Below are 20,819 nucleotides of genomic sequence, written 5' to 3'. Positions count from 1 at the left end.
ACCATCATTGGTTATAGAACTACGCACTGCCGAGCAATAATCTTCAATAATAGTCGCCAAATCCTTATCTTCATTGGTAACACTACGTTCAATGTCTCGTAACCCTCTAACTTTTTTTTTCAATTCCTTTTTTGCATGTCTATCCGCCTCATATATGGGTTTAATTGCTTCTTTCAGGTAATGGTAATGACATAAACCATGAGCAATACTAGGTAATGCTAACCTAACAGCTTTACGAATTGATTGTTGTCCATCACTAACGACACCATCAATTGGTACATTTAGGGTATTAGTTACTTCTAATAATAACGCCACTAAATCTTCATTTCTTGATGATAATAAGGTTTTAGCAAGTATTATTTCGCCTGATAAGCAATCTCGAATTACCCATAATACTTCATGTCCAATTTCTGGCTGCATTCCATCAATGGCTAATATTACCCGTCCTTGATTTTTAAATATTGCTTTTAATCTTTTATGGTCTTTTAGCCATAAAGAAAGTAACTCGTCATATCTGTCAATTAGGTGCGTGACCGAACGCTTACCTTATACATATACCCTTTAATTCAAGGTGAGTGTGTATTTCGGGAACACTTCTATGTTCCTGGTAGCGTAATGCTCCTATATAAGCAATCACATCCAAACCAAATTCGTTCTGTGGTAGAGCGAGTGACCCTTCCTGCTCTGGTCGATATGCTTTTTTGTACCGCAGACATGAATTATTTTGACATCGACGAATTTTTAGCTGTAGTTCTACTACCCCGTTTAACGTTCTTATATGTCGAGGATTATTGTATTCATTCCACATTGCTTGACCACACGAAGAGCATTTTTTTTGAACACAATCGAGTACTTCAAACGATGTTGCCTCTGGTTTTAGACTTTTTCTTACCAAGTTTTTGCACCATTATTTCGCTACAAGGTCAAGATTACAGGATTTTTACTCTTCTCTAGTAAGTTTTGCCACGCTAGGACAATTCTACTGCCCCTGTGGTTGAGGAGAAACCAGTAATCACTCCAGAGGCTAGAGTTCCTGACTATATTCCATTCCTTGACAATCCTCCAGTACAATCTGTGGGCAAATCAGGCTGGCAGGTTTCTGACATTTGGCGGGATATCCGGGTGGATGATTTTTGTGGGTGATACTCCTGGTAAATATAGGCAAAAAAGAATACGTTGTTCCTGTGGTGTACGTACTGTCACAAACAGGAGTTGCTCTTTGGTAAAGAAGCCTACCAAATAATCAACGGTAGCATTAAAGTTGAGTGCGTAGACGTTTAGGCGGCAAGGCGATAGGCATTGCAATGGCTCAATGGGTAAACGAAAGAGAAAACATTACAATACATCCTTCCCTTGGATGGTAGAAGAAGAGAATCTATTCATTACAAAAACTGGTAACGAAATAGTTACAGATGCTGGATGGGAGAAAATTTCATTTGAAGAAGCGCGAAAACTATTTAGTCCCGAAACATTTCAAGAATGGTACGAACTGTTCCTAGAAAATACAGATATCTCGGAAATACTTTCAGAATCTAACGTAGATATAGATTTAGATGATGAATCAGCAATAGATAACTTTTTACTTCGGAGCAACTGGACACCAAAACAAGTCAATTTAGTTGTAGCGAAGGCTATCTATAAAAATCATGCCTGGGTGAGAGGATTGCTGATTTCTACACCTGATGTTGAAGAACACAATTTTCACAATTATGAAATGGAGGCTATTCGTTTAGGAATCCAATTGCGGAAATACATCTTTGAAGATAAGTAAGTCGGGGAGGAAATTTATAAGTATGTAACAAAAGATTAAGCAGAAGAATTAAAGTTAAATCTTACACGTTGCGTACTGTAGTTTCCTTTTTCTCCTCTTGTTTGAATTCCATCGATGACAGCATAAGCAAGGTCTAACTCATCGTCAAAAGTTTTCGCGGCTAATTCATCTTTTTTGAGGTGTTGCCATTCCAATTCAATTGGGTTCATCTCAGAACAATATTTAGGTAAAAAGAAGATGTACTTTCCCCATGTCTTCCCACTTTGACCATAAATAATTGCTGTACTTCTTTACAGCGATGTATTGGGCCGTTATCCTGCACGATAACTCTGATGCGTCCTGTTTTTTGAGCTTCGGCTGCTTCCCGTTCCATCATGTGTATATAAGATTTGCGTGAAACGCCGCCAATCACCAGACCGTATACAAAACTAATTAAGGGTTGAAGAAACCCAATAATACTCAACCTTCGACCCCGGCGTTTACTCTGCTCTAATCGTTTTTGTTGACCTCGGAAGTAATAACTGTAGCTAGGTTCACTCCAGGCACAAAACCCTGATTCATCCACATACTTTAAATCTATTTCACCCACAGCCGCAGATAATTCCAGCAATTCTTATGTCTGCCTGTTTGATTTGCTGTATTACTGGGTCAAGATTCCTTTGTGACTTTTCCTCGTTCTTTTCCAAATCACCCCCTTTTTTTAAGTACCTGTCAAAACCTGTCAGGACTTAATTTAATCGAGCGTTCTTGTTCTAATTTTTGGGCTAATTGAACGCTGTTGTATGTACGTGGTTCTTTCTCTAAACATTCTTCTAAAAACACCATGTCAGTTTCCACCCAGCTTGCTTTTCCTCCTCGCCCTGGTTTTTCCCAAAGCCCATCCATTCCTAGCTTTTGCCACTTATGCAAAACTTCTCGCACCGTTTGTGCAGTCCAATTAAAGTGAGCCGCTATCTTCTCTACGTACCAACCATGTGCGCTCAATCTAATCACTTCTGCTCTGTCTTTCACTTTCTGCGGTACATCTGCCGTTCTCAGGTTAAAAAGAGTTTTATCTTGTTCTGGAGTCAGAAATACCCTTAAACGGCTGCCCATATCTCTGTTACCTCGGTAGACACATTATACGTATTTACTTATCTTTACACAGTTTGATTTTTTCACCTCGTTCTACTTATTCCAGTAATTAATGACTGCAAAGATGCTGTCAGACATTTACATGGGAGATACGCCCTCATTGGCTGGCAACCAAGAAATTGTGTGACAGCAGCTCACAAGCTAAAAATATCTCAAGCTACTAAAGTTTACAATGAACTTCTCTGGGATGAAGATTGGGTAGATGAAGAAGACGAAATTTATTAGTCAAGAACAAGAAACTCTACAACACTGGAAAATATGCTCCCCATTACTGATGACTGGATAATAATAGAGTTACTGGGAAATAAGACCAGAAATCTTTGAAGAGCTTAAGAGCGATGGCGTAATCGCTATGAGCCAATGGCGATCGCTCTAGTAATAACGTAGCGTGGGTGCGGCGTACAGGCTCTTTCAAGCGATTTATGGACGGATGCTTGGAGCGGGGTAAAGCACTTAACAGAAATTGTTGAACTTTTTTATTCCCATAGACTAAGGCAACCGCCTGAGCAACTTTTGTAAACTATCTTTGCACTCAGTCAAAGCTAGAGTTGCATTGTGCTTATAATAATTTACGGCTAATTATAACTAGAAGTTAGCACTTCACCTGGGTATTGCTTGACTTACGCATTACAAGCGATACCAAGGATAACCAAAATTCATCGGCAGCGCAATAGTTTCTATTCCGTTGCCAACATGCTCAGTCAGCGATCGCATGTTGGTGAAAAAATAGTGCGTCTGGGGCTTCGTGTATTTTAATCGTAGATTATATCGGATAAAAGATAAGGGTATCTTATTTTGTATTCCCCCCTAATTCCTGTATTGTCACTGAAAGCATAAGATGAGCAATTTGCTAACTTTATGCTTTCAAACTGGGTTGCTCAAGTTATGGTTACGAAAGTAGCGAAAATAAATCCACTCGTGATAGTAGCTCTGCTGCTTTATCTGAGCCGTTTTAGCAGAGCGATCGCTTTTGTATCAGCAATTCTCAAAGTTCTATTCTTTTATGTTTAATTCTCATTAAAGTAAAGTTATTGAAAATAAGCTCTGGTGTAAAACTCCTGCTATGCCTAGCTTTTACGCCTCAAAAGGAGAAATCAGGCTGCTTGATATTCTGCGTGAATACGTTTGCTCACATTCTGCTTACAAAACAGCACCTTTGCTCAAGTAATGATTTCAAAACCTATTTTCGACGAATAGTCCCTGACGCAATTAAAAGGCTTTGGGCAGCTTATTTGCTCAACTTATGGTTTCAAATTTGCTCATCTTATCCTTACAGTGACATATACTGAACTATCAAATTCAGAACTACCGAGTGCGTGTGACTGTAACCATAAGTTGTCCGCGACGGACAGCTTATGGTTGAAAATGGAGTTTTAAAACCTGCTCTTTTTGGGCTTTAATACGTAAATTTAGTAGTTTCAAGTTTTTCAAGCTGCAAAAATATAGATATTTTCGGTCAGTTTATGCTTTATTTTTGAACTTTCGGTCACGTTATGGTTTCAAAACCTATATTCGCAGAGCGATTGCACTACGACAAATCAAGTATTTCAGCCTCCGTTGCGGACAGTTTATGGTGGAAAAAACGGTCACTTTATGGTGTAAGTCACAGTGCGATCGCATAATCTAGTGAATAACCCTGAACTAAATAACTTACCTCCGATTAAACTTATTCCCCTAGACGCTGAAATGGTACAAACCTCGAAAAATCATCTCTAAAGAAATGCGGTCAAATGGCAAAGATAATTCATCAGCTACCGCATCCCCCAAGTCAACCAAAACAGCATAAAATAACCAAGTGGCCCAGACTTGTAGCTTGATACCATTAATAGAACCAGTCCATAAATAAGATAGCCCCAGCAAGCGTTTTACTGAATAAAAAGCTTCTTCAACTCTCCATCTTCGGCGGTATAAATCTGCCACAACATAAGGAGGTAATATTACAGGGTCGAGAACAGAAGTAATGTAAGAATAACTAGTTTTACCAACCTTTATTTCAATTAAGCGTAAAGTTAAAACTGGTGCGCCACGACGAATAGTTCCAAGTTGAATCAATCGGTCTTTAAGCGAATGGTCATAGCTAAAAATCTTTAAGTATTTAATAGATGCTTTGGCTTTTAAGCGAGTAATAAAATTGACTTCTTGGTTAATAAGTTGTTGCAAAAATTGGAAATGGTAAAAACCTCTGTCAAGTAAAATCAGAGTTCTGGTAGGTAGTAAATTCAGTAATGGAGCTTCAAAATTCGTTTCTGATGCGGCGGGGTTTGTGTGAAACCAAACTTCAATGGGGAAACGATTAACCAAATCAATAACTGTACAAATCTTCCCTGCTAGTTGCCCTGTTTTCAGGTGTTCTAGGCTTTTTAGCTTGCGGAATAAGGCTTCTAATGTAGATCCATCAGCTATCCAAACTCGTTCAAAATTAAGTAGTGCGAATTTAACACTGTTTGGTAATGGTCGTCTGAGTCGTTGTTGCCAATTCAGTTGTAACTGAGGTAGTAAATCTTTAAAAACGCGCTCAAATAATTCAGCAGGAAATACTAAAAATCTTTCTGATAGCGATTGTTGAGCAACTTTAGTAACTCCACACCATAACAAACCTTCTCGTGCTAATAGACGATTTAACTCTTGAACGCCAGGAACTTGTCGCCACAACAGTGTTAATACTGCTGCTACCATTAATGATAAATTCAGAATTCTATCTCGTAATCCCAACTGCTTATAATATTTTTGCCCGGCAAAAACTGCTGGGGTTAATAAAGCTTCTAAATGATTAGCGTAGGCGTAGCCCGCCGAAGGCATCGCTTCATTATCTATCGTGGGAGTATTATGCCGTTGTGCGTGATCGGAGTTTTGTTTTGGTCGCTTGGGCATGACAGTAAACCAAACTTTTCATTACCTCGTTTGATAATTGAATCTACCTAATAATGAAACTCAGTTTTTAGAAAATTATTCTGTTGTTACAATGCTGTTTCATCTCATTTTAAGCTGTCAAAATTTTTATGAAAATGATAATCAAATTAGAGGGGAAGGAGGCGAGCGGCGCTCGCCTCCTTCCCCTCCCCGCACACGATTATCATTTTTATTTAAGTTAGTTTGAGTATTTTAACTGATTGACAAAATGCGCTTTATCTTAACCTCTCACCGATGACCCCAGCCATGCACGAAAATTAACAGGGCATCAAAGCGAGAAAGCGTTTCGGCGCTATACACTCCGCAGTGAACAGGAGGCTGCGATCGCTGCTTACTATCGTGCGATTGGCGAAGAAGTGGAGTAAGGTATGCCCAAGCCACTTGATCCCAAATGTCAGTTATGCACCAAGTTACCAACAACCCAAGCTAAAGTGCTGCATGGAACAGCAGGGGATGGCTGTTGGAATGCAAAAGTCTGCCACAATCGCCGCTCATTCTATCGTCACCGCTCCCAAAAGAACTCAGCAGAAATTGATTCAGTAACAGTCGAACCACCAACAACATATTTTGCAGTGCTGTATTTGTATAAAGAATCAGGGGATAAACCATTGCACGCCTTGGGCGCAGAACTCTGGCTAGGGCAACAGCCTATTTGTCGCCAGTCCAAAGAATCAGGTAAACAGGATGAAAGATACGTCCAATATGCTAATAAATAGGCAGTAATGGATAAGATTAACCAACGATAAATTCCTAAAAGAGTACCTTGTCCAAATCTATCTAAACCAAAGCGATGTTTAGCAGTTTTAAACCAACCTTCAATTTTCCAACGACGTTTACCCCACCAGGAAATAGTATTAGCTTTAAGAGGTTGCGTAGAGATAACATATCTTTTAACAAACTTACCATTATCGCGTTTAAAATAATACCATGAAAGGGTAACAGGAAAATCTAACCCCACAAGTTTAACTTGTTGTCCTCGACGATGTAAAAGTTTAACTGGATAACCATTAACCAACTTGCGATTACAACCAATACCAACGACAGCATGATATTTAAGTTTCCGAATACCGTTGATAAAATCCTTAGTCCCAAAAGCTGTATCAGCAAGAATTTTCACTTGGAATTTTCTGGTCAAATCTTTTGGTAAATTACGCACCATTCGTAATGCCATTTGGGCTGGACTCGCCGTACCCTTGCCTCTCCAAACACGAAAATTCCAAGGTATACGCCATTGTCCAACTACCAAGTACAAGACTACTATATGCAAGCCTCGTTTACCGTTGTAAACACTTATTAGACTTTTAAATGCTTTAAATTGACCACATTTTTCTAAAGTTGTCAGGTCAATTACTACTTGTAGAAATGCTTTTCTTCCCAATGGGGAATAACTGTTAATTTGCTCAATTGCCTGTTGGCGGACATGACGAATTAGCTTGCGAGTAGGCCATTTATAGGTATTCAAAAATCTACTTAGAGCGCTTTCAGATTTGGATTTACTGTAGTGTGGCAAAGGTTTTCCATTTGCTGCCAGAAATAGCCCTAGCATCGCTTCCAAGTTGTCTCGTTGATAACGACTAGGCATCAATGCCAGAATCGTATACATTAGGGTATGGGCGTGGGCAAGAATGGTTTCCATCTTTCTTGCTGTTATTTATGTTATCTACGCCCTTTTCTCTCATTTTTTACGAACATATAAAAATATCTTTATGTAGATGACATTATTTCCATCTTTGTATATGTCATTTATATATATCCTGATACTAAATGTAATTTATTTTACTAGCATACAAAGTAGAAGCCCCATTTATGGATGTTACCTTTATTTTCTTGTTCTTGGTTAATACTGATTGTTTTTATCAGGTGCAAGATATGAGCGAACCTATAACGATTTACTCATTTTTGGAAATATATCTTTCGATATACTTATTTTCCTAACTCCTTAAAAAATGAGCGAACCGGGAGTATTGTGTTAGGGGATAGAGACTATTGCTTTGATCTGCTACTTTGCATTAGCTTGACAACATTTTATAAGGGGTTGTTTAGCTAAATTCTCTAAATCTACGGATTTAAGCAAATTCATCCAGTCCACCGCTAGAGTTGGATCTTGAGGTTTGGCAAGACGTAATTCAGCCAGAGTAGTTAAGGCATCGTACCAAATACCATTCTCAGCATAAAGCCTTACCCGTTGCTGAGGAGTTGCTTGCTTCAAGCTATCTACTAATTGAGGATTTGGATTGACTCGTTGCACCCATCCTTCCACATACTCTCGTTCTGGAGGTTGTTGTGGATTGCAAATGACTTTTATCTGAAAAAACCAGTGATACATTTTGTCTACTTGCAATGGGGGAGCATTTTGATTTAAGCGAATGCTAACAATCCCTGGTACTTCTGGTATTGTTACTATTGTTCGGTAAAGAGTTTGACTTGACTCATCTTGAACAACAAACTCAATAGAATCAATTAGAGATTTTTGATAGGGGACAAAAAACCAAAAAGTTGGATATTCCTCATTCGTCAAGCCCCAAACTTTAGTAACAGAAATAGCTTCTGTTTGCCTTTGATTAAATGTTTGTTTGTATACAGGTACAACTGCAATAACAGACTGATTACTAACACCACAACCACGACTTGCAGCTCCTCTGCGATTGCCTACTGGCCCCCCATCTGGAGGAGGCGGAGGAGGCGAAAATCTCAGGCGACTTGCAGCTGCTTTGCGATCGCCCGCTGCCCCCCTATCTGGAGGAGGCGGAAGTGGCGGAAATGTCTTAGGAATGGCCGCAACTGGTGTCATCCAAATCATTGGATAATAACCGATAATTCCCCACCAAGTCATTCCGAATGCCGCGATTAATTGTATTTTTTGCCAATAGCTTTTCATAAAACCTTCTAACTTCTGCCTGCTGAACGGGGATTTTCATGTTTCCAATTGGCGTTATTATTAATTTTTAAATTTCATGTTTAAGTAAGCTGTAGCTATTAAAATATTGCCTACTAAAGCCAACATAGCAGGAATCAGGGGAACCCAACAACAATATACAATTAAAAATATAAAACAGCTAACGTATAAACTGATAATCGCTATTCCTCCTGCCAAGCTTAAATAAATGAATCGGTGCAGATAAGCAGTAAACAAACCGCCTAAAAAAGACCAACCCCAAACCCAAATTACCTCACCCCAAAGTGGCCAAGTCCACAACAGAGGTTTTCCGTCCAAAGCAGCACTGAGCAGTTGACTAACCATCTGGGCTTGTAAAAATACTCCTGGTATTGCCTGTAATTTCCCTTGAGGAGTGATGTAGGGAGTTAACCAGTAATCACCAAATGTTTCTGCTGTTGTGCCAATAATGACTATTTTACCTTTGACTGCATTGGCATTTAGCTTACCCGTTAGCACTTGTTGCAACGTAATACGTGATGCGACCGCTTCTGGTGAAGGAGAAGAACGATAATTTAATAAAATTTGGTGTCCCAAAGCATCAACCCCTTGATAACCTCCGGTATGAGGTTCTATTGGTTTAAATGTCAGCTTCCCTAATTGCCACGCGCCATCAGGGTTAAATTGCAACTGAATTCCTTTGGTGTACAGGTAACGCAGCGCCAGTTGAACATTCAAGGCATAGGGCGCAGTACAAGGAGATGAGGGCGCAGGAGTTAACACTAACAGATGGCGACGCACGACATTATCTGAATCTATGACAATATCGCTAAAACCTAGATTCTGTGGAGAAAGTTCTGGAGGTGGTTTCACACCTGGTTTTCCTGGTTGGGAATCGCTGAGTTGACACACACCCACAAAGCGATCGCTTTTTCGCATTCGTTCTGCCAATGCTGGATAATCCTTACCCACTGGATAATCTCGGTATATATCCAAACCAATAACTTGTGGTTGATATGTCTCTAATTTTTCTAACAGTTGGGCAAGTGATTTATCTGACAAGGAACCCTGAGGTTTGTCCTGTTTTTGCGCCTGCACATCTTCTTCAGTCACAGTGACAATCAGTAGGCGTGAGTCTGGTTTCTCAGGAGGACGCAAGCGTAACAGTTGGTCAAACGCACTTAGCTCTAATGGTTGCAGCACACCCAAATACTTTACTCCCGTTAATATTCCAGTCATTGCCATGCTGATCAGTAAAAGCAATGAGAAGCCAAGCCGATTTGTGGTTTTTTTAACAGAGGTGGTTTTAGACAAAGATGTCGGAACATTACGTGCATTTCTAAACAATTCCCCCCAATTTAACGGCATCTCTGCCGGATTTTGACAGATGACAGGCAACCATGTAGCGCAGGGAAATTGGTTTTCTAACCCTTGTAACCTTTCTCGTGCTTCCCTCACGGCTAAATACAACAAGTCTCCGCGCGCAAAGGCTTCCAAAAAATACTTTAAAAACTGCTGTGCCACCCGATCAGGTACAGGCTCTCGCATAACGATGATTTCAGGAATCTGCAAATCTGCAAACTCCCGTGCCAATCCCAAGCCATCACAGGAATTGAAAATTGCCAGTTTTAGACCTCGTTCCACTGCCTTTTTCAACGCATACTTTAACTGGCTAATTGTTAGACTTTCAGTTTGATTGATGTAGATTTTTCCTGTTTCATTGGTTTCCTGAGTAGAACTGTGTCCAGCGAAAAATAGAATCTGCCAATGCTGCTCCCATAGCTGGTCAGTAAGGTCAAGGCATTGTGGTTCAATTAAAAAGGTGATGTCTGCATTGGGTAACAAATTAAGCAGCGCTTGGTCTGCTTTGGTATCAATTCCTTGGCTATTACCCAAAATCGCTAAGATTTTTACTTTGTCGTATGTGGTTGTTATTCGGTTGACTTGTTCGTAGGCGGGAGCGCTCAGAGCTATTTCCGCTTGGGGATAGCGTTCCACTAAATCCCAAAGATGCCACGGGAGTTTCTGTAAACGTAGGTCTTTAGTTTGTAAAAGCACACGGATATTATCCGTAAGCATGAGTTTTTCTAACCATTTCTCGCGGATAGGACGAAAGGAATCGGAAGCAAGCCAAGTATTAAAACGTACTTTAAATTCATCAGCCACCTGCTGGCAGTCTTCTAGGCTGGGGGCTTGCTTAAGTTCCTTAGGTAAACCAATAGGACGAGATGGCAACCTTAAATTACGATAAATAGATTGCCAACGGTAATAATCGCGGAGAATTTCTGGGTTTGGGGGAAGCGCACCCGTGATTTCCACACTAGGGCGGACATTTTCATCGCCAATCTGTAGCGTCACGGGAAACCCTTGTTCAAAATTTCCCTCCCCTAACTTTAAGATGACTAACTTGCCCACAGCTAGTTCTCCACAGATGATCAGTTGTATCTATTATCTTGGTTGCTAAACTACAAAGTCCAGTTAATTATTTACCATTACAGTTTCTTGAAGAACCTCCCACTTTTAGGTATACCTCTGTTCGGTGAGTGCCCAAAGCAATGACTCCGTTGCTTTCTACGATACTTTTAGTTTTTACGCACCTGCGTGAAAAAATTTTGCAAATTTGTCTAATGCTCTTTCTTAAAACCGCAAAATCTCTCGATCATATTCTTCAGGCGCGGGTTCTATTTCCCAAACCAATCCTTCTCCTAGTTCCAAGATTACTTCCAAATACAACATATCTACAGGAGTTGTTGCTGTATCTTCATTATTTTCAAAACTTTCTAAGTCTTCCGTTAGTAGTCGGAGCTTAAACCCAGCAGGAATTTGACCACTAGGAGTTGTACTTCGCAATTCAAAGCGCCAAACATAGTCCTCAGAAGCGCTTTTTGGGAAAACACGTAACTCGTATGTATGCTCTGCAACTATTATTTGCCGAGACAATCCGAAGAATGGTTCTGCACTCCGCATTCCTACAGGCACCACGACAAATTCTCTTTTTTCCCATCCCCACTGTTGAGCTAAATTGGCTACTCCTGTCTGCAACCATTGCGGAATTGACCACTGTATGAGTAAACCCTGACGCAGTTCATACAACTTTTTTCGCCAACCGCTATGTGCTAAGAGCGCACCCCAGAGTGAAAATGGAACTGCCAAACGCGGGAATTTTACATCGGGATGACCTAACCTTTCTAAAAGGTTTTCTGCTTGGGTTTTGGCAATAGGATCTAAAGGTGCAATCTGGGCGCGTAAGGCTTCTGGATCATTAAGTTGGCGTGTAACCCATAGCACATTTATATCTGAAATTAAATCTTCACTTTCCAAGCTGTAAGTACGATCGCCAGCATCATAAACTCCTTTTGTTTTCAGAATTTGATGGGTTGTGTAGCCAAAAATCTTCATCCAGCCATCATCGGGATTGACCTGTACTGCTATGTAATAGTCAGCAACCCACTCTGGAATATCTACCCATTCTTGGGGTACGCGTAACTCATCGTCATCCATCGCCAGGGTGGGAATTAATACCAGGCGATCGCAATCAAAAGTAATGGCTGTGCCATTGACTACTTCCCAAAAACTCGGCAATGCCGCACTGTTAGGATAAACCCTGGCGGTGGGAGCAATTTCCTCCTTGAACCAAGGCAAAAATGCTTGCAAGCATTTTTGATTTATCCACCCACGTTGACAAGCACCAGCTGTTGAGTATGCTTGTTCTTGCGCCTCTGGAGATTGAGTAATTTCCAGGTATAAATGCTGTGAGTCAATAGTGAATGGGGGAGGTGAGTTCAACATAAATAATTTTAGAATGGCTTCATATAAAGACCATGTTAGGGAGAGGGAAGAGACAAAATTATTTCTTCTACTGATTGAATTTAGGTATGGCTATATTGGACTTTGAGCCATTCCTCTAAACTTGTGTTTATGGCATCTACTACGTCGGATTTAGGGGAAATATGCAAGGTGTTTTGACTCCACTGTGTTAAAGTCAGCAGCAATGACTTTTTAATGCTGCTAAGGCGGCGGGAAACAGTATATTGCTTAATTTCTAACTGTGCTGCAATTTCTGTTTGAGTCAGTTGTTGAGCGTAGTAAGCTTGTAGTACTTTTTGTGACTCAATATCGAGTGCAGCGATCGCTTGGTACAAAACTTGGTTTAACTGAGCTTGCTGATTTCGTGTATTGGCAGCTTCTTCCTGCTCAATAATTTCCGTTAGTAAAGATGTTTGTAAATTTGCAGGCAATATATCTAATAAATTGCCATCATCTTCTTCTTTGAGGGGAGCGTCTGCGGAAACAATCTTAGGATAGAGGAAAGTACGGGCAGCTTTAGCAGAAGATAATAGCCAGGTTTCTATGGTTTGTTGGTTGACTACGGGAGTGGGCGAACTCAATCGGCTTAAACGTTCTGCATTATAAAGATTAGTAATCGCCTCCCAAGCCAGAGCATCTGGTTTGGTAAGCTGGCGAATTTTTGTGTTGTCACCTGTGTAGAGTTCCTTAAAGCATTCCCAGGCTAAAAGATAACTCTCAATGCTTTGAGCGTTAAATCCTACATTTTGTAATGACTGCACTAGTCGTTTGCGGCTCAGTTTATGTAATAATGCCCAGTCTGAGCAAATATCTGCTTCTCGACGCGATCGCAGCACGTCCTTGATGATGCTTTCAAAGGCAAGTTCAGCGTAGCCCTTCAAATTCGAGCTATATTGAGGATTGAAAGTTTTAAGTATTTTCTGCACACGAGCGATCGCAATCTGAAAACAGTCTGCTACAGAGGATTGAGTGGAAAAGTTTCGGGCAAATTTTCTTGCAGCCCAATAGCACACCTCTTGTAAGTAAGCAGAAATATGTGCCAGTGTCACAGCACTGGATTCATTTTGCCAAACTTGATACCAGTAAAGTGCCCAAAAGGTATCTGACTTCTCAGTTGACGACCCTTCCAGGCAAAGTTTCATACTGCGTCGCAGTTTGGCATCTGTTGCCCAACCACTAAATTGGTTTACATCAAATTGTACAAAGGTGGAAAAGATTTCCACAATGCCCTGTCGGGGTTGCATGGAATACTTGCCGCTGTTTGAACCATAGCTGATTTCAATTATACAGCCATATAGCCAAAAGCTAATTCCTTACACAGCAAGGAATTTACAAATTTTTCAAAAAACTTTCTGATCTAAGTGCATAAAAACTAAAAGTCGTCGTAAAGAGTGATATGCAGAGAGATTCACCTAGCAAGTACTACAAAAAAGTGCAAATAAGGTGAATTAAAATTTATCCAATTATCTCTGCATGGGGCATTTGATTACTGCCTCATTACTTATTCCTCTACCTGGGGAAAAACTTCTTTTTAGGAAACTTAAGTCAATTTTAATCAAGGAGAAAAACATGAAAGACAATCAGCATGAACAATTGTTCACTGAATTAATCCCTGAAGAAGCAGCTGCTATTAATGGCGGTTGGAACCCCTTTAAGAAATTAAAAAAGATAGCTACTGGCGTAGTAGAGATAGCTACTGACGTAGTAGAGACAGCTACTGACGTAGTAGAGACAGCTACTGACGTAGTAGAAGTTGTTGCCGGCGCTGGTGTGGCAGTTGTCGGAGGCACTGTTGGGGCAGTTGTCGGAGGCGTTGGTGATCTTGCCGGTTACGACACTGACATCTGGGAGGGTATCAAGTATGGAGGCAAGCTTGGATATAAGGTTGGACGCGAAGTTGGACCCGTGGCCTTATACGCGGCCTTATAAGGCACTTGTCTTATAAAAATAGTGCAGTTGAAGCTAAAGCTTTTCGCCTAAGCTTCAACTGCATCCCTGGCCTATCAGGGCGAAAGCCTCGATATCTCTTTCTCCCTTGCCATTAGTAAGGTACGAGAAGCTGTAGGCACGGGGTCGCGGGGTACTACCCTGCTAGGTTTGAACCGGGGAGCAGAAGCTTTAGGATTCAATGCTCGCCAAGTCAAAGCTTCTCCTCAGCTAATTCTGCATAGCTTTTAAATGGGAATTGCATTGAGGATTGAAAGTTTTGAGGATTTTGGAGACATGAGCGATCGCTATCTGAAAACAGTCTGCTACAGAGGATTGAGTGGAAAAGTTTCGGGCGAATTTTCTTGCAGTCCAATAGCACACCTCTTGTAAGTAAGCAGAAATATGTGCCAGTGTCACAGCACTGGATTCATTCTGCCAAACTCTATACCAGTAAACTGCCCAAAAGGTATCTGATTTCTCAGTTGATGACCGTTCCAGGCAAACTTTCATACTGCGTCGTAGTTTAGGGTCAGTTACCCAACCACTAAATTGGTCTACATCAAATTGTACAAAGGTGGAAAAGATTTCCACAATGCCCTGTCGGGGTTGCATGGAATACTCGCCGTTGTTTAAACCATAGCTGATTTCAATTATACAGCCATATAGCCAAAAGCTAATTCCTTGCTGCATAAGGATTTTACAGATTTTTCAAAAACTTTCTAATCTAAGTGCATAAAAACTAAAAGTCGTCGTAAAGAGTGATATGCAGAGAGATTCATTTAGTAAGTATCACAAAAAAGATGCAAGGACTTGCTGAATCATTGGATGATTTCGTCAAATACAGAACACAATTTCGATGGCTATAGCCCCAAATTCATCCCGCAAATATGCAATACCTTAAAACTTACCTAATTATCTTTGCATGACCTAATTAAAAAAGGAGAAAAACCATGTTAAACAATCAAAGCTACTTACAAGATTTTGGTTTGCTCACTGAATTAACCTCCGAAGAATCTGCTGCTGTCAGTGGAGGTTTAAGTAAGGTGGAAAAGGTCAGCGAAACCATTGGAGGCGGTGTTGGAGTTGCAATTGGAACAATTTTTGGAGGAGCCATAGGAGGAGGCATAGGAGGCGCAATTGGAACATCTGTTGGAGGAGCCATTGGAGACGCAATTGAAGCTGTTGGAGGAGCCATAGGAGACGCAGCTGAAACTGTTGGAGGCTGGTTTTCTTGATATTTTGAACTCGTTCCAGGTTGGGCATTTAATTAGTGCCTAATTGGTGAATTTCCTAAGTCTAAACAATTAGCAATTAACAATTTAAAATGGAGAAAATAATGGCTACCAAAGAACAATTATTTACTATAATAACTCCTGAAGAAGGAGCAAACATCAGTGGCGGCAAGGCTTACGAACTTGTGATCAAACGGCTGTATTGCGTAAAGGCAGGTGCAGATATATTAGGTGACGACGAAACCAAGCTCCTGGTTAACGGCAGTAAGCTCTGGGGCGCTGACATGGGAGCAGGGAGCAATAAGGAATTCGATCCCCTACTCAGGGTTTCGGTCGATAACGGCGAATTCGTTGGTCTTTACGATGGCGATGGCATTTGGAGCCGTGACGACTCCATGGGTGGCTTTACAATCAACGGACTTCAAGAGGCAACAACCATAAACTTATCCGGAAGTGGTTCCCAATACACACTGACTTACAAAGTCATAGAATCTAGTATTTTTTGATACTCTTGGGTAATGCACTTGTCATAAAAATAGCGCAGTTGAAGCTAAAGCTTTTCGCATAAGCTTCAACTGCATTCCTGGTCTATCTGGGCTTTCGCCCCGATATCTCTTTCTGCCTTGCTATTCGTCTTGAAAATGAAATACCAGATAATTCTACAACACAGCGAAGAAGACTGCGGCGCAGCGTGCCTAGCCACGATCGCCAAATACCACGGACGCACCTTTACCCTCAACCGCATCCGAGAAGCCGTAGGCACAGGTTCCAGAGGAACCTCCCTCTTGGGATTAAGCCGGGGTGCAGAAGTACTAGGATTCAACGCCCGTCAAGTAAAAGCCAGCCCCAAATTAATCGACCAATTAGATCAAGCTCCCCTACCAGCAATTATTCACTGGAAGGGCTACCACTGGGTCGTATTATATGGTCAAAAAGGCAAAAAATACGTCATAGCTGACCCTGGTGTTGGTATCCGTTATCTTACGCGTGAGGAGTTAGTTGCAGGTTGGGGGAATGGGGTGATGTTACTACTGACTCCAGATGACAGCCGCTTTGCTCAACAAGAATCAGATAAAATCGGCGGTCTGGGACGTTATATCCAACGGGTTTGGCCTTATCGCTCTATTCTCGCTCAAGCGATCGCTATTAACATCGCCATTGGACTGCTTTCTCTGACATCTCCCTTCATGATGCAACTCCTCACCGATGATGTCCTAGTGCGGGGAGATACCCAACTGCTAACAACCGTTGCTATTGGCGTTATCGCCATGAACTTAATTAGAAGCGCCATTAGCTTAGTACAATCTCATCTCATTGGTCATTTCGGTCAAAGATTGCAATTAGGACTAATTCTAGAATACGGACGCAAACTCTTACATTTACCTCTATCCTACTTTGAAGGGCGACGCAGTGGAGAAGTCGTCAGCCGCATTGCTGATGTCAACGCCATCAATAACTTAGTTTCCCAAATCGTCCTGGGATTACCCAGCCAATTTTTTATTGCTGTAATCTCCTTGGGCTTTATGCTCTTTTACAGTTGGGAATTAACTGTAGCTTCCATAGTTGCATTTATTATTGTTACGGCTGTTAGCTTGCTTTTCCTACCCGCGATGCGCCAGAAAACCCGCAATATGATTGTTTCTGGTACAGAAAACCAAGGCTTTTTGGTAGAAACATTTCGTGGCGTCCAAGTCTTAAAAACTACCCAAGCCACTCCCCAAGCCTGGGAAGAATACCAAGGCAATTATGGTCGCCTCGCCAACCTGGGCTGGAGTATGATGAAACTGGGGCTTTATAGCAGTACAATTACTGGCATTCTTTCCACTTTCATTAGTATTGGCATCCTTTGGATGGGTAGCTATTTAGTCATTAATCGCACCTTAACAATCGGTCAGTTGATGGCATATAACGGCATGAGTGGCAATTTTCTGGGCTTCTTAGGTGCTGCGATCGGCTTAGTAGATGAGTTTATCACTGCCCAGATAGTCATTCAACGCCTGACAGAAGTTATTGATGCTACCCCAGAAGACGAAAATGATTTTAAAAAGCCTTGGGCACAACTTCCTGGTAATGCAGATATTACCTGCACTGAACTGAACTTCCATCACGCAGGTAGGGTTGAGCTACTAAAAGATTTTTCCTTAACTATTCCTGGCGGTCAAGTCATTGCTTTAATTGGCAAATCTGGCTGTGGTAAAAGTACCCTTGCTAAACTAATGACTGGTTTATATAAAGTTCAGTCAGGCAATATTCGTTATGGTTTCTATAACCAGCAAGACTTGTCATTAGAATGTCTGCGACAACAGGTGGTATTAGTTCCCCAAGAACCCCACTTCTGGAGTCGTTCTATTATTGATAACTTCCACTTTAGCTATCCTCATATTAGTTTTGAAGAAATTGTGAGAGCTTGTCAAATTGCTGGTGCAGATGAATTTATCAGCAAACTACCCGATAAATATCAAACTGTCTTAGGAGAATTTGGTGCAAATCTTTCCGGTGGACAACGCCAAAGATTAGCTATAGCTAGAGCAATAGTTACTGAGCCACCTGTCTTAATTTTAGATGAATCTACAGGCGCACTTGACCCAGTAAGCGAAAGACAAGTACTAGATAGACTTTTATCCCATCGTCATGATAAAACGACTATTCTGATTAGTCACCGTCCCAAGGTAATACAGAGAGCAGATTTAATTGTATTTTTAGAACAAGGACGCTTAAAAATCCAAGGTACACCAGAAGAATTGCGTTCTTTACCCGGTGAACATTTAGATTTCCTAGATGATATTTTCCCCTCTCAGGATGCGTTGGCGCTAACATCTTCCCCGGCTCACCGTAACGGCAAGTCTGCTGCCATCAATTAAGGTATGAGGCAATGCGTTACCCAACAAACCCCGCAAAATGTTAGGTTGAGGAACAAAACCCAACCTACACATTTTTATTTTTTAGGCTTAACCAAGCAGTATTGGATCGAGTCTTGTCCGAACCGGATTGTAACGCTTCCTACAAGCTTAAGATTTTTTTCTAAATACCCTTTGCTGAAAGTGCATAAAAAACAAAACCAGTCGTATACAAATATAACAGAGATAATTAAATTTGCATTTTAACAAAGCTATCTACTTATTTAAATATCTCTGTGTATAAGTCAAATAAATTATGAATGCATCAGCATCAAAGGAAAAACCAATGTCTGACCAAATAACCACTATTGAAAACAATGACCTCTTTACTGAACTTTCTTTGGATGAGGAAGAAAACTTATGTGGTGGAGGTTTATTGGGTGATGCTTGGAAAAAGGTTAAAAAAGTAGTCAAAAAATCATGGCCAGCGATATTAACAGCTGGTGCAATTGCTGGTCTTTCTCTCTTGACTGGAGGCAAACCTACTGGAGGTAGTAAGCCTGGACCTTGGGGCGGAGGAAAGTGGGAGTATTAAAGGCTAATTATTAAGCCACAACTCTGCGATATTTCCTTCTTAAGCAGGGTCTATCCCTGCTTTTATTGTCAGAAAAACTTTAACAGATGCAAATGCAAAATTTAAACTAACTATAGTGAGCAATACAAATTTTTTACCCCCAATTCAAACTAACGAATTTCTCCCACCAATTAGTCGTTGGACAACATGGGGTGGAATGTTTATTCTCTGCGTTCTAGGACTAGCTGTTCCAGTCGCTGCTATTACTAAGTATAAGGTTACAGTCCAAGGACAGGCGGTTGTGCGTCCGGCGGGTGAATTGCGAATTGTGCAAGCGGCAACTGAAGGTAAGGTAATGCACATTTATGTCAAAGAAAATCAAGTTGTCAAAAAAGGAGATGCGATCGCAACTATCGACGACTCCCGTCTGCAAACCAAAAAGAGCCAATTGCAAACTAGTATTCAACAATCTAAGTTACAACTAGTGCAAATCAATGCTCAGATTAATTCCCTTAACAGCCAAATTCGAGCCGAAACCGACCGCATCAGCAGGATTGTTAGTGGCGCTCAAGCCGAATTGAGCGGTCGCTATCGGGAATATCGAGATAAAAATATTACCACTGTTTCCGAACTTCAAGAAGCTGATGCCAACGTCAGAATTGCTCAGGAGGAATTGCAGGCTGGGGAAGCACAGTTAAAAACAGCACAAGCGAATCTCCATGCTACTGAAGCTGCCTTAGGTGTAGCCCAGTCAAAACAGAACCGATATGAGAGTGTAGCCACCCAAGGGGCACTATCTAAGGATCAATTGGAAGAATCACAATTAGCTGCCAAACAGCAAGAGCAAGCGGTAAAGGCGCAAGAAGCAGCAGTGGAGGCACAAAAACAGACAATTGAACGATTACAACAAGCAGTATCTGCTGTCATTGCTAGAAGACAACGCGCCCAAGTTGCTGTAAATCCAAGTAATACAGAAGTAACTGTTGCTACTGAGCGGATCGCTCAAGAAAAAGCCGCAGGGGAAAGCAACAAGGCGACTTCAGAAAAGGAACGTCAAGGGCTGATCAAGCAACGAATTGAAGTTGAAAAGCAGTTAGAGCGTGATACTAGCGAACTCAAACAAGTGGAAATTGACCTGAATCAAACCACAATTGCAGCTACTGCTGATGGGATCATCTCCCAACTCAATTTGCGAAACCCAGGTCAAACTGTGCGTGCTGGCGAGGAAGTATTGCAAATTGTTCCTAGTCATGCAGTTCAGGTTGTCAAAGCAGGCGTTGCATCTGAAGATAAGAGTAAGTTAAAAATTGGTCAAAAAGTCCAAATGCGGGTGAGCGCTTGCCCTTACCCAGATTATGGTACTCTCAATGGTAAAGTGCAAGCGATTTCTCCAGATGCGATCGCTCCTCAAAAAAATGGCACAAATGCATCTATGTCTAATGCGACTACTAGTCCAAAAGCTGCTGTGCCTGGTGCTTTCTATGAAGTGACTATTGAACCAGAAACTCTGGTTTTAGGTAAAGGTAAAAACCAGTGTCACATTCAATTGGGCATGGAGGGTAGGGCTGATATTATTTCCCGTGAAGAAACGGTACTGCAATTCTTTCTCCGTAAGGCGAGGTTGATGAGTGATTTGTAACTTTTTCTTTTGCGAAGCATTACCTAACTTTAAGTTTTAAAAACTTCACTCTCATTTAATTAAAATATCTGCTGAAATTAATTGTAGAAAAATTTATAAGGACGGCTAGCT

15 protein-coding genes and 7 pseudogenes are annotated in these 20,819 nt (G+C 41.1%); 11 read left to right on the top strand and 11 right to left on the bottom strand.

Translation table 11 applies throughout. The features are described from left to right. Positions 1-420: pseudogene (locus LC608_RS31830) on the bottom strand (ISNCY family transposase); the annotation flags it as partial. A 570-nt stretch (positions 421-990) separates the two neighbouring features. Between LC608_RS31830 and LC608_RS31825 the strand changes: the two are divergent. Next, entirely contained in the window at positions 991-1,143 is a 153-nt protein-coding gene (locus LC608_RS31825) for a hypothetical protein (protein ID WP_229557375.1), read from the top strand. Positions 1,144-1,312: 169 nt separating this feature from the next. Then, positions 1,313-1,771 (top strand): hypothetical protein, encoded by a 459-nt coding sequence (locus LC608_RS31820; protein ID WP_229557374.1) that lies wholly within the window; start codon positions 1,313-1,315, stop codon positions 1,769-1,771. Between the two features lie 35 nt (positions 1,772-1,806). Here the strand turns inward: LC608_RS31820 and LC608_RS31815 are convergent, their stop codons facing one another. The 4 genes and pseudogenes from LC608_RS31815 to LC608_RS31800 form a co-directional block, all read right to left on the bottom strand. After that, positions 1,807-1,971 carry a hypothetical protein gene (locus LC608_RS31815; protein WP_374108475.1) on the bottom strand — a complete coding sequence of 55 codons (165 nt, stop codon included), beginning with the start codon at positions 1,969-1,971 and terminating at the stop codon, positions 1,807-1,809. Next, positions 1,972-2,866 (bottom strand): annotated as a pseudogene (locus LC608_RS31810) (IS630 family transposase); the annotation flags it as partial. A gap of 307 nt (positions 2,867-3,173) precedes the next feature. Next, complete coding sequence (locus LC608_RS31805; RefSeq protein WP_229557373.1) at positions 3,174-3,320, bottom strand: hypothetical protein; 147 nt, start codon at positions 3,318-3,320, stop codon at positions 3,174-3,176. Between the two features lie 1,262 nt (positions 3,321-4,582). Continuing rightward, positions 4,583-5,704: pseudogene (locus LC608_RS31800) on the bottom strand (IS4 family transposase); the annotation flags it as partial. A gap of 347 nt (positions 5,705-6,051) precedes the next feature. Between LC608_RS31800 and LC608_RS37390 the strand changes: the two are divergent. Together LC608_RS37390 and LC608_RS31790 are read left to right on the top strand one after the other, a co-directional pair. Further along, positions 6,052-6,180: pseudogene (locus tag LC608_RS37390) on the top strand (site-specific integrase); the annotation flags it as partial. A 3-nt stretch (positions 6,181-6,183) separates the two neighbouring features. Continuing rightward, a pseudogene (locus LC608_RS31790) lies at positions 6,184-6,474 on the top strand (hypothetical protein); the annotation flags it as partial. Positions 6,475-6,533: 59 nt separating this feature from the next. On the opposite strand, the pseudogene LC608_RS31785 reads toward LC608_RS31790, so the two are convergent. The 5 genes and pseudogenes from LC608_RS31785 to LC608_RS31765 all read right to left on the bottom strand — a co-directional run. Next, positions 6,534-7,361, bottom strand: a pseudogene (locus tag LC608_RS31785) (transposase); the annotation flags it as partial. 453 nt (positions 7,362-7,814) lie between these two features. Further along, positions 7,815-8,693 carry a DUF928 domain-containing protein gene (locus LC608_RS31780; protein ID WP_229557372.1) on the bottom strand — a complete coding sequence of 293 codons (879 nt, stop codon included), beginning with the start codon at positions 8,691-8,693 and terminating at the stop codon, positions 7,815-7,817. Between the two features lie 60 nt (positions 8,694-8,753). Further along, positions 8,754-11,105, bottom strand: a complete 2,352-nt coding sequence (locus LC608_RS31775) for a CHASE2 domain-containing protein (RefSeq protein WP_229557371.1) — start codon at positions 11,103-11,105, stop codon at positions 8,754-8,756. Between the two features lie 222 nt (positions 11,106-11,327). Further along, on the bottom strand, positions 11,328-12,479 hold the full coding sequence (locus LC608_RS31770) for a DUF1822 family protein (protein ID WP_229557370.1): 1,152 nt from the start codon (positions 12,477-12,479) through the stop codon (positions 11,328-11,330). Between the two features lie 80 nt (positions 12,480-12,559). Beyond that, positions 12,560-13,741 carry a sigma-70 family RNA polymerase sigma factor gene (locus LC608_RS31765; RefSeq protein WP_229557369.1) on the bottom strand — a complete coding sequence of 394 codons (1,182 nt, stop codon included), beginning with the start codon at positions 13,739-13,741 and terminating at the stop codon, positions 12,560-12,562. Between the two features lie 229 nt (positions 13,742-13,970). Between LC608_RS31765 and LC608_RS31760 the strand changes: the two genes are divergently transcribed. Together LC608_RS31760 and LC608_RS37045 are read left to right on the top strand one after the other, a co-directional pair. Further along, entirely contained in the window at positions 13,971-14,426 is a 456-nt protein-coding gene (locus tag LC608_RS31760) for a hypothetical protein (protein ID WP_229557368.1), read from the top strand. 105 nt (positions 14,427-14,531) lie between these two features. Then, positions 14,532-14,660 (top strand): annotated as a pseudogene (locus LC608_RS37045) (cysteine peptidase family C39 domain-containing protein); the annotation flags it as partial. On the opposite strand, the gene LC608_RS31755 reads toward LC608_RS37045, so the two are convergent. Further along, positions 14,655-15,116 (bottom strand): hypothetical protein, encoded by a 462-nt coding sequence (locus LC608_RS31755; RefSeq protein ID WP_229557367.1) that lies wholly within the window; start codon positions 15,114-15,116, stop codon positions 14,655-14,657. The pseudogene LC608_RS37045 and the gene LC608_RS31755 sit on opposite strands and share 6 nt — an antisense overlap. A gap of 260 nt (positions 15,117-15,376) precedes the next feature. Here LC608_RS31755 and LC608_RS37040 point away from each other — a divergent pair, with 260 nt between their 5' ends. The 5 genes from LC608_RS37040 (at position 15,377) to LC608_RS31730 (ending at position 20,708) form a co-directional block, all read left to right on the top strand. Beyond that, positions 15,377-15,661 carry a hypothetical protein gene (locus tag LC608_RS37040; RefSeq protein ID WP_267871280.1) on the top strand — a complete coding sequence of 95 codons (285 nt, stop codon included), beginning with the start codon at positions 15,377-15,379 and terminating at the stop codon, positions 15,659-15,661. Between the two features lie 101 nt (positions 15,662-15,762). After that, positions 15,763-16,164 (top strand): hypothetical protein, encoded by a 402-nt coding sequence (locus tag LC608_RS31745; RefSeq protein WP_229557366.1) that lies wholly within the window; start codon positions 15,763-15,765, stop codon positions 16,162-16,164. A gap of 135 nt (positions 16,165-16,299) precedes the next feature. Next, positions 16,300-18,519: a peptidase domain-containing ABC transporter gene (locus LC608_RS31740; protein ID WP_229557365.1), complete on the top strand. Its 2,220-nt coding sequence runs from the start codon at positions 16,300-16,302 to the stop codon at positions 18,517-18,519. 292 nt (positions 18,520-18,811) lie between these two features. Continuing rightward, on the top strand, positions 18,812-19,090 hold the full coding sequence (locus tag LC608_RS31735) for a hypothetical protein (RefSeq protein WP_229557364.1): 279 nt from the start codon (positions 18,812-18,814) through the stop codon (positions 19,088-19,090). 112 nt (positions 19,091-19,202) lie between these two features. Then, positions 19,203-20,708 (top strand): HlyD family efflux transporter periplasmic adaptor subunit, encoded by a 1,506-nt coding sequence (locus LC608_RS31730; protein ID WP_229557377.1) that lies wholly within the window; start codon positions 19,203-19,205, stop codon positions 20,706-20,708. Positions 20,709-20,819: the final 111 nt, after the last annotated feature.

It is taken from the genome of Nostoc sp. XA010 (assembly GCF_020829625.1).
Lineage (GTDB): Bacteria > Cyanobacteriota > Cyanobacteriia > Cyanobacteriales > Nostocaceae > Nostoc.
This window is presented reverse-complemented; position numbering and strand designations above follow the sequence as displayed.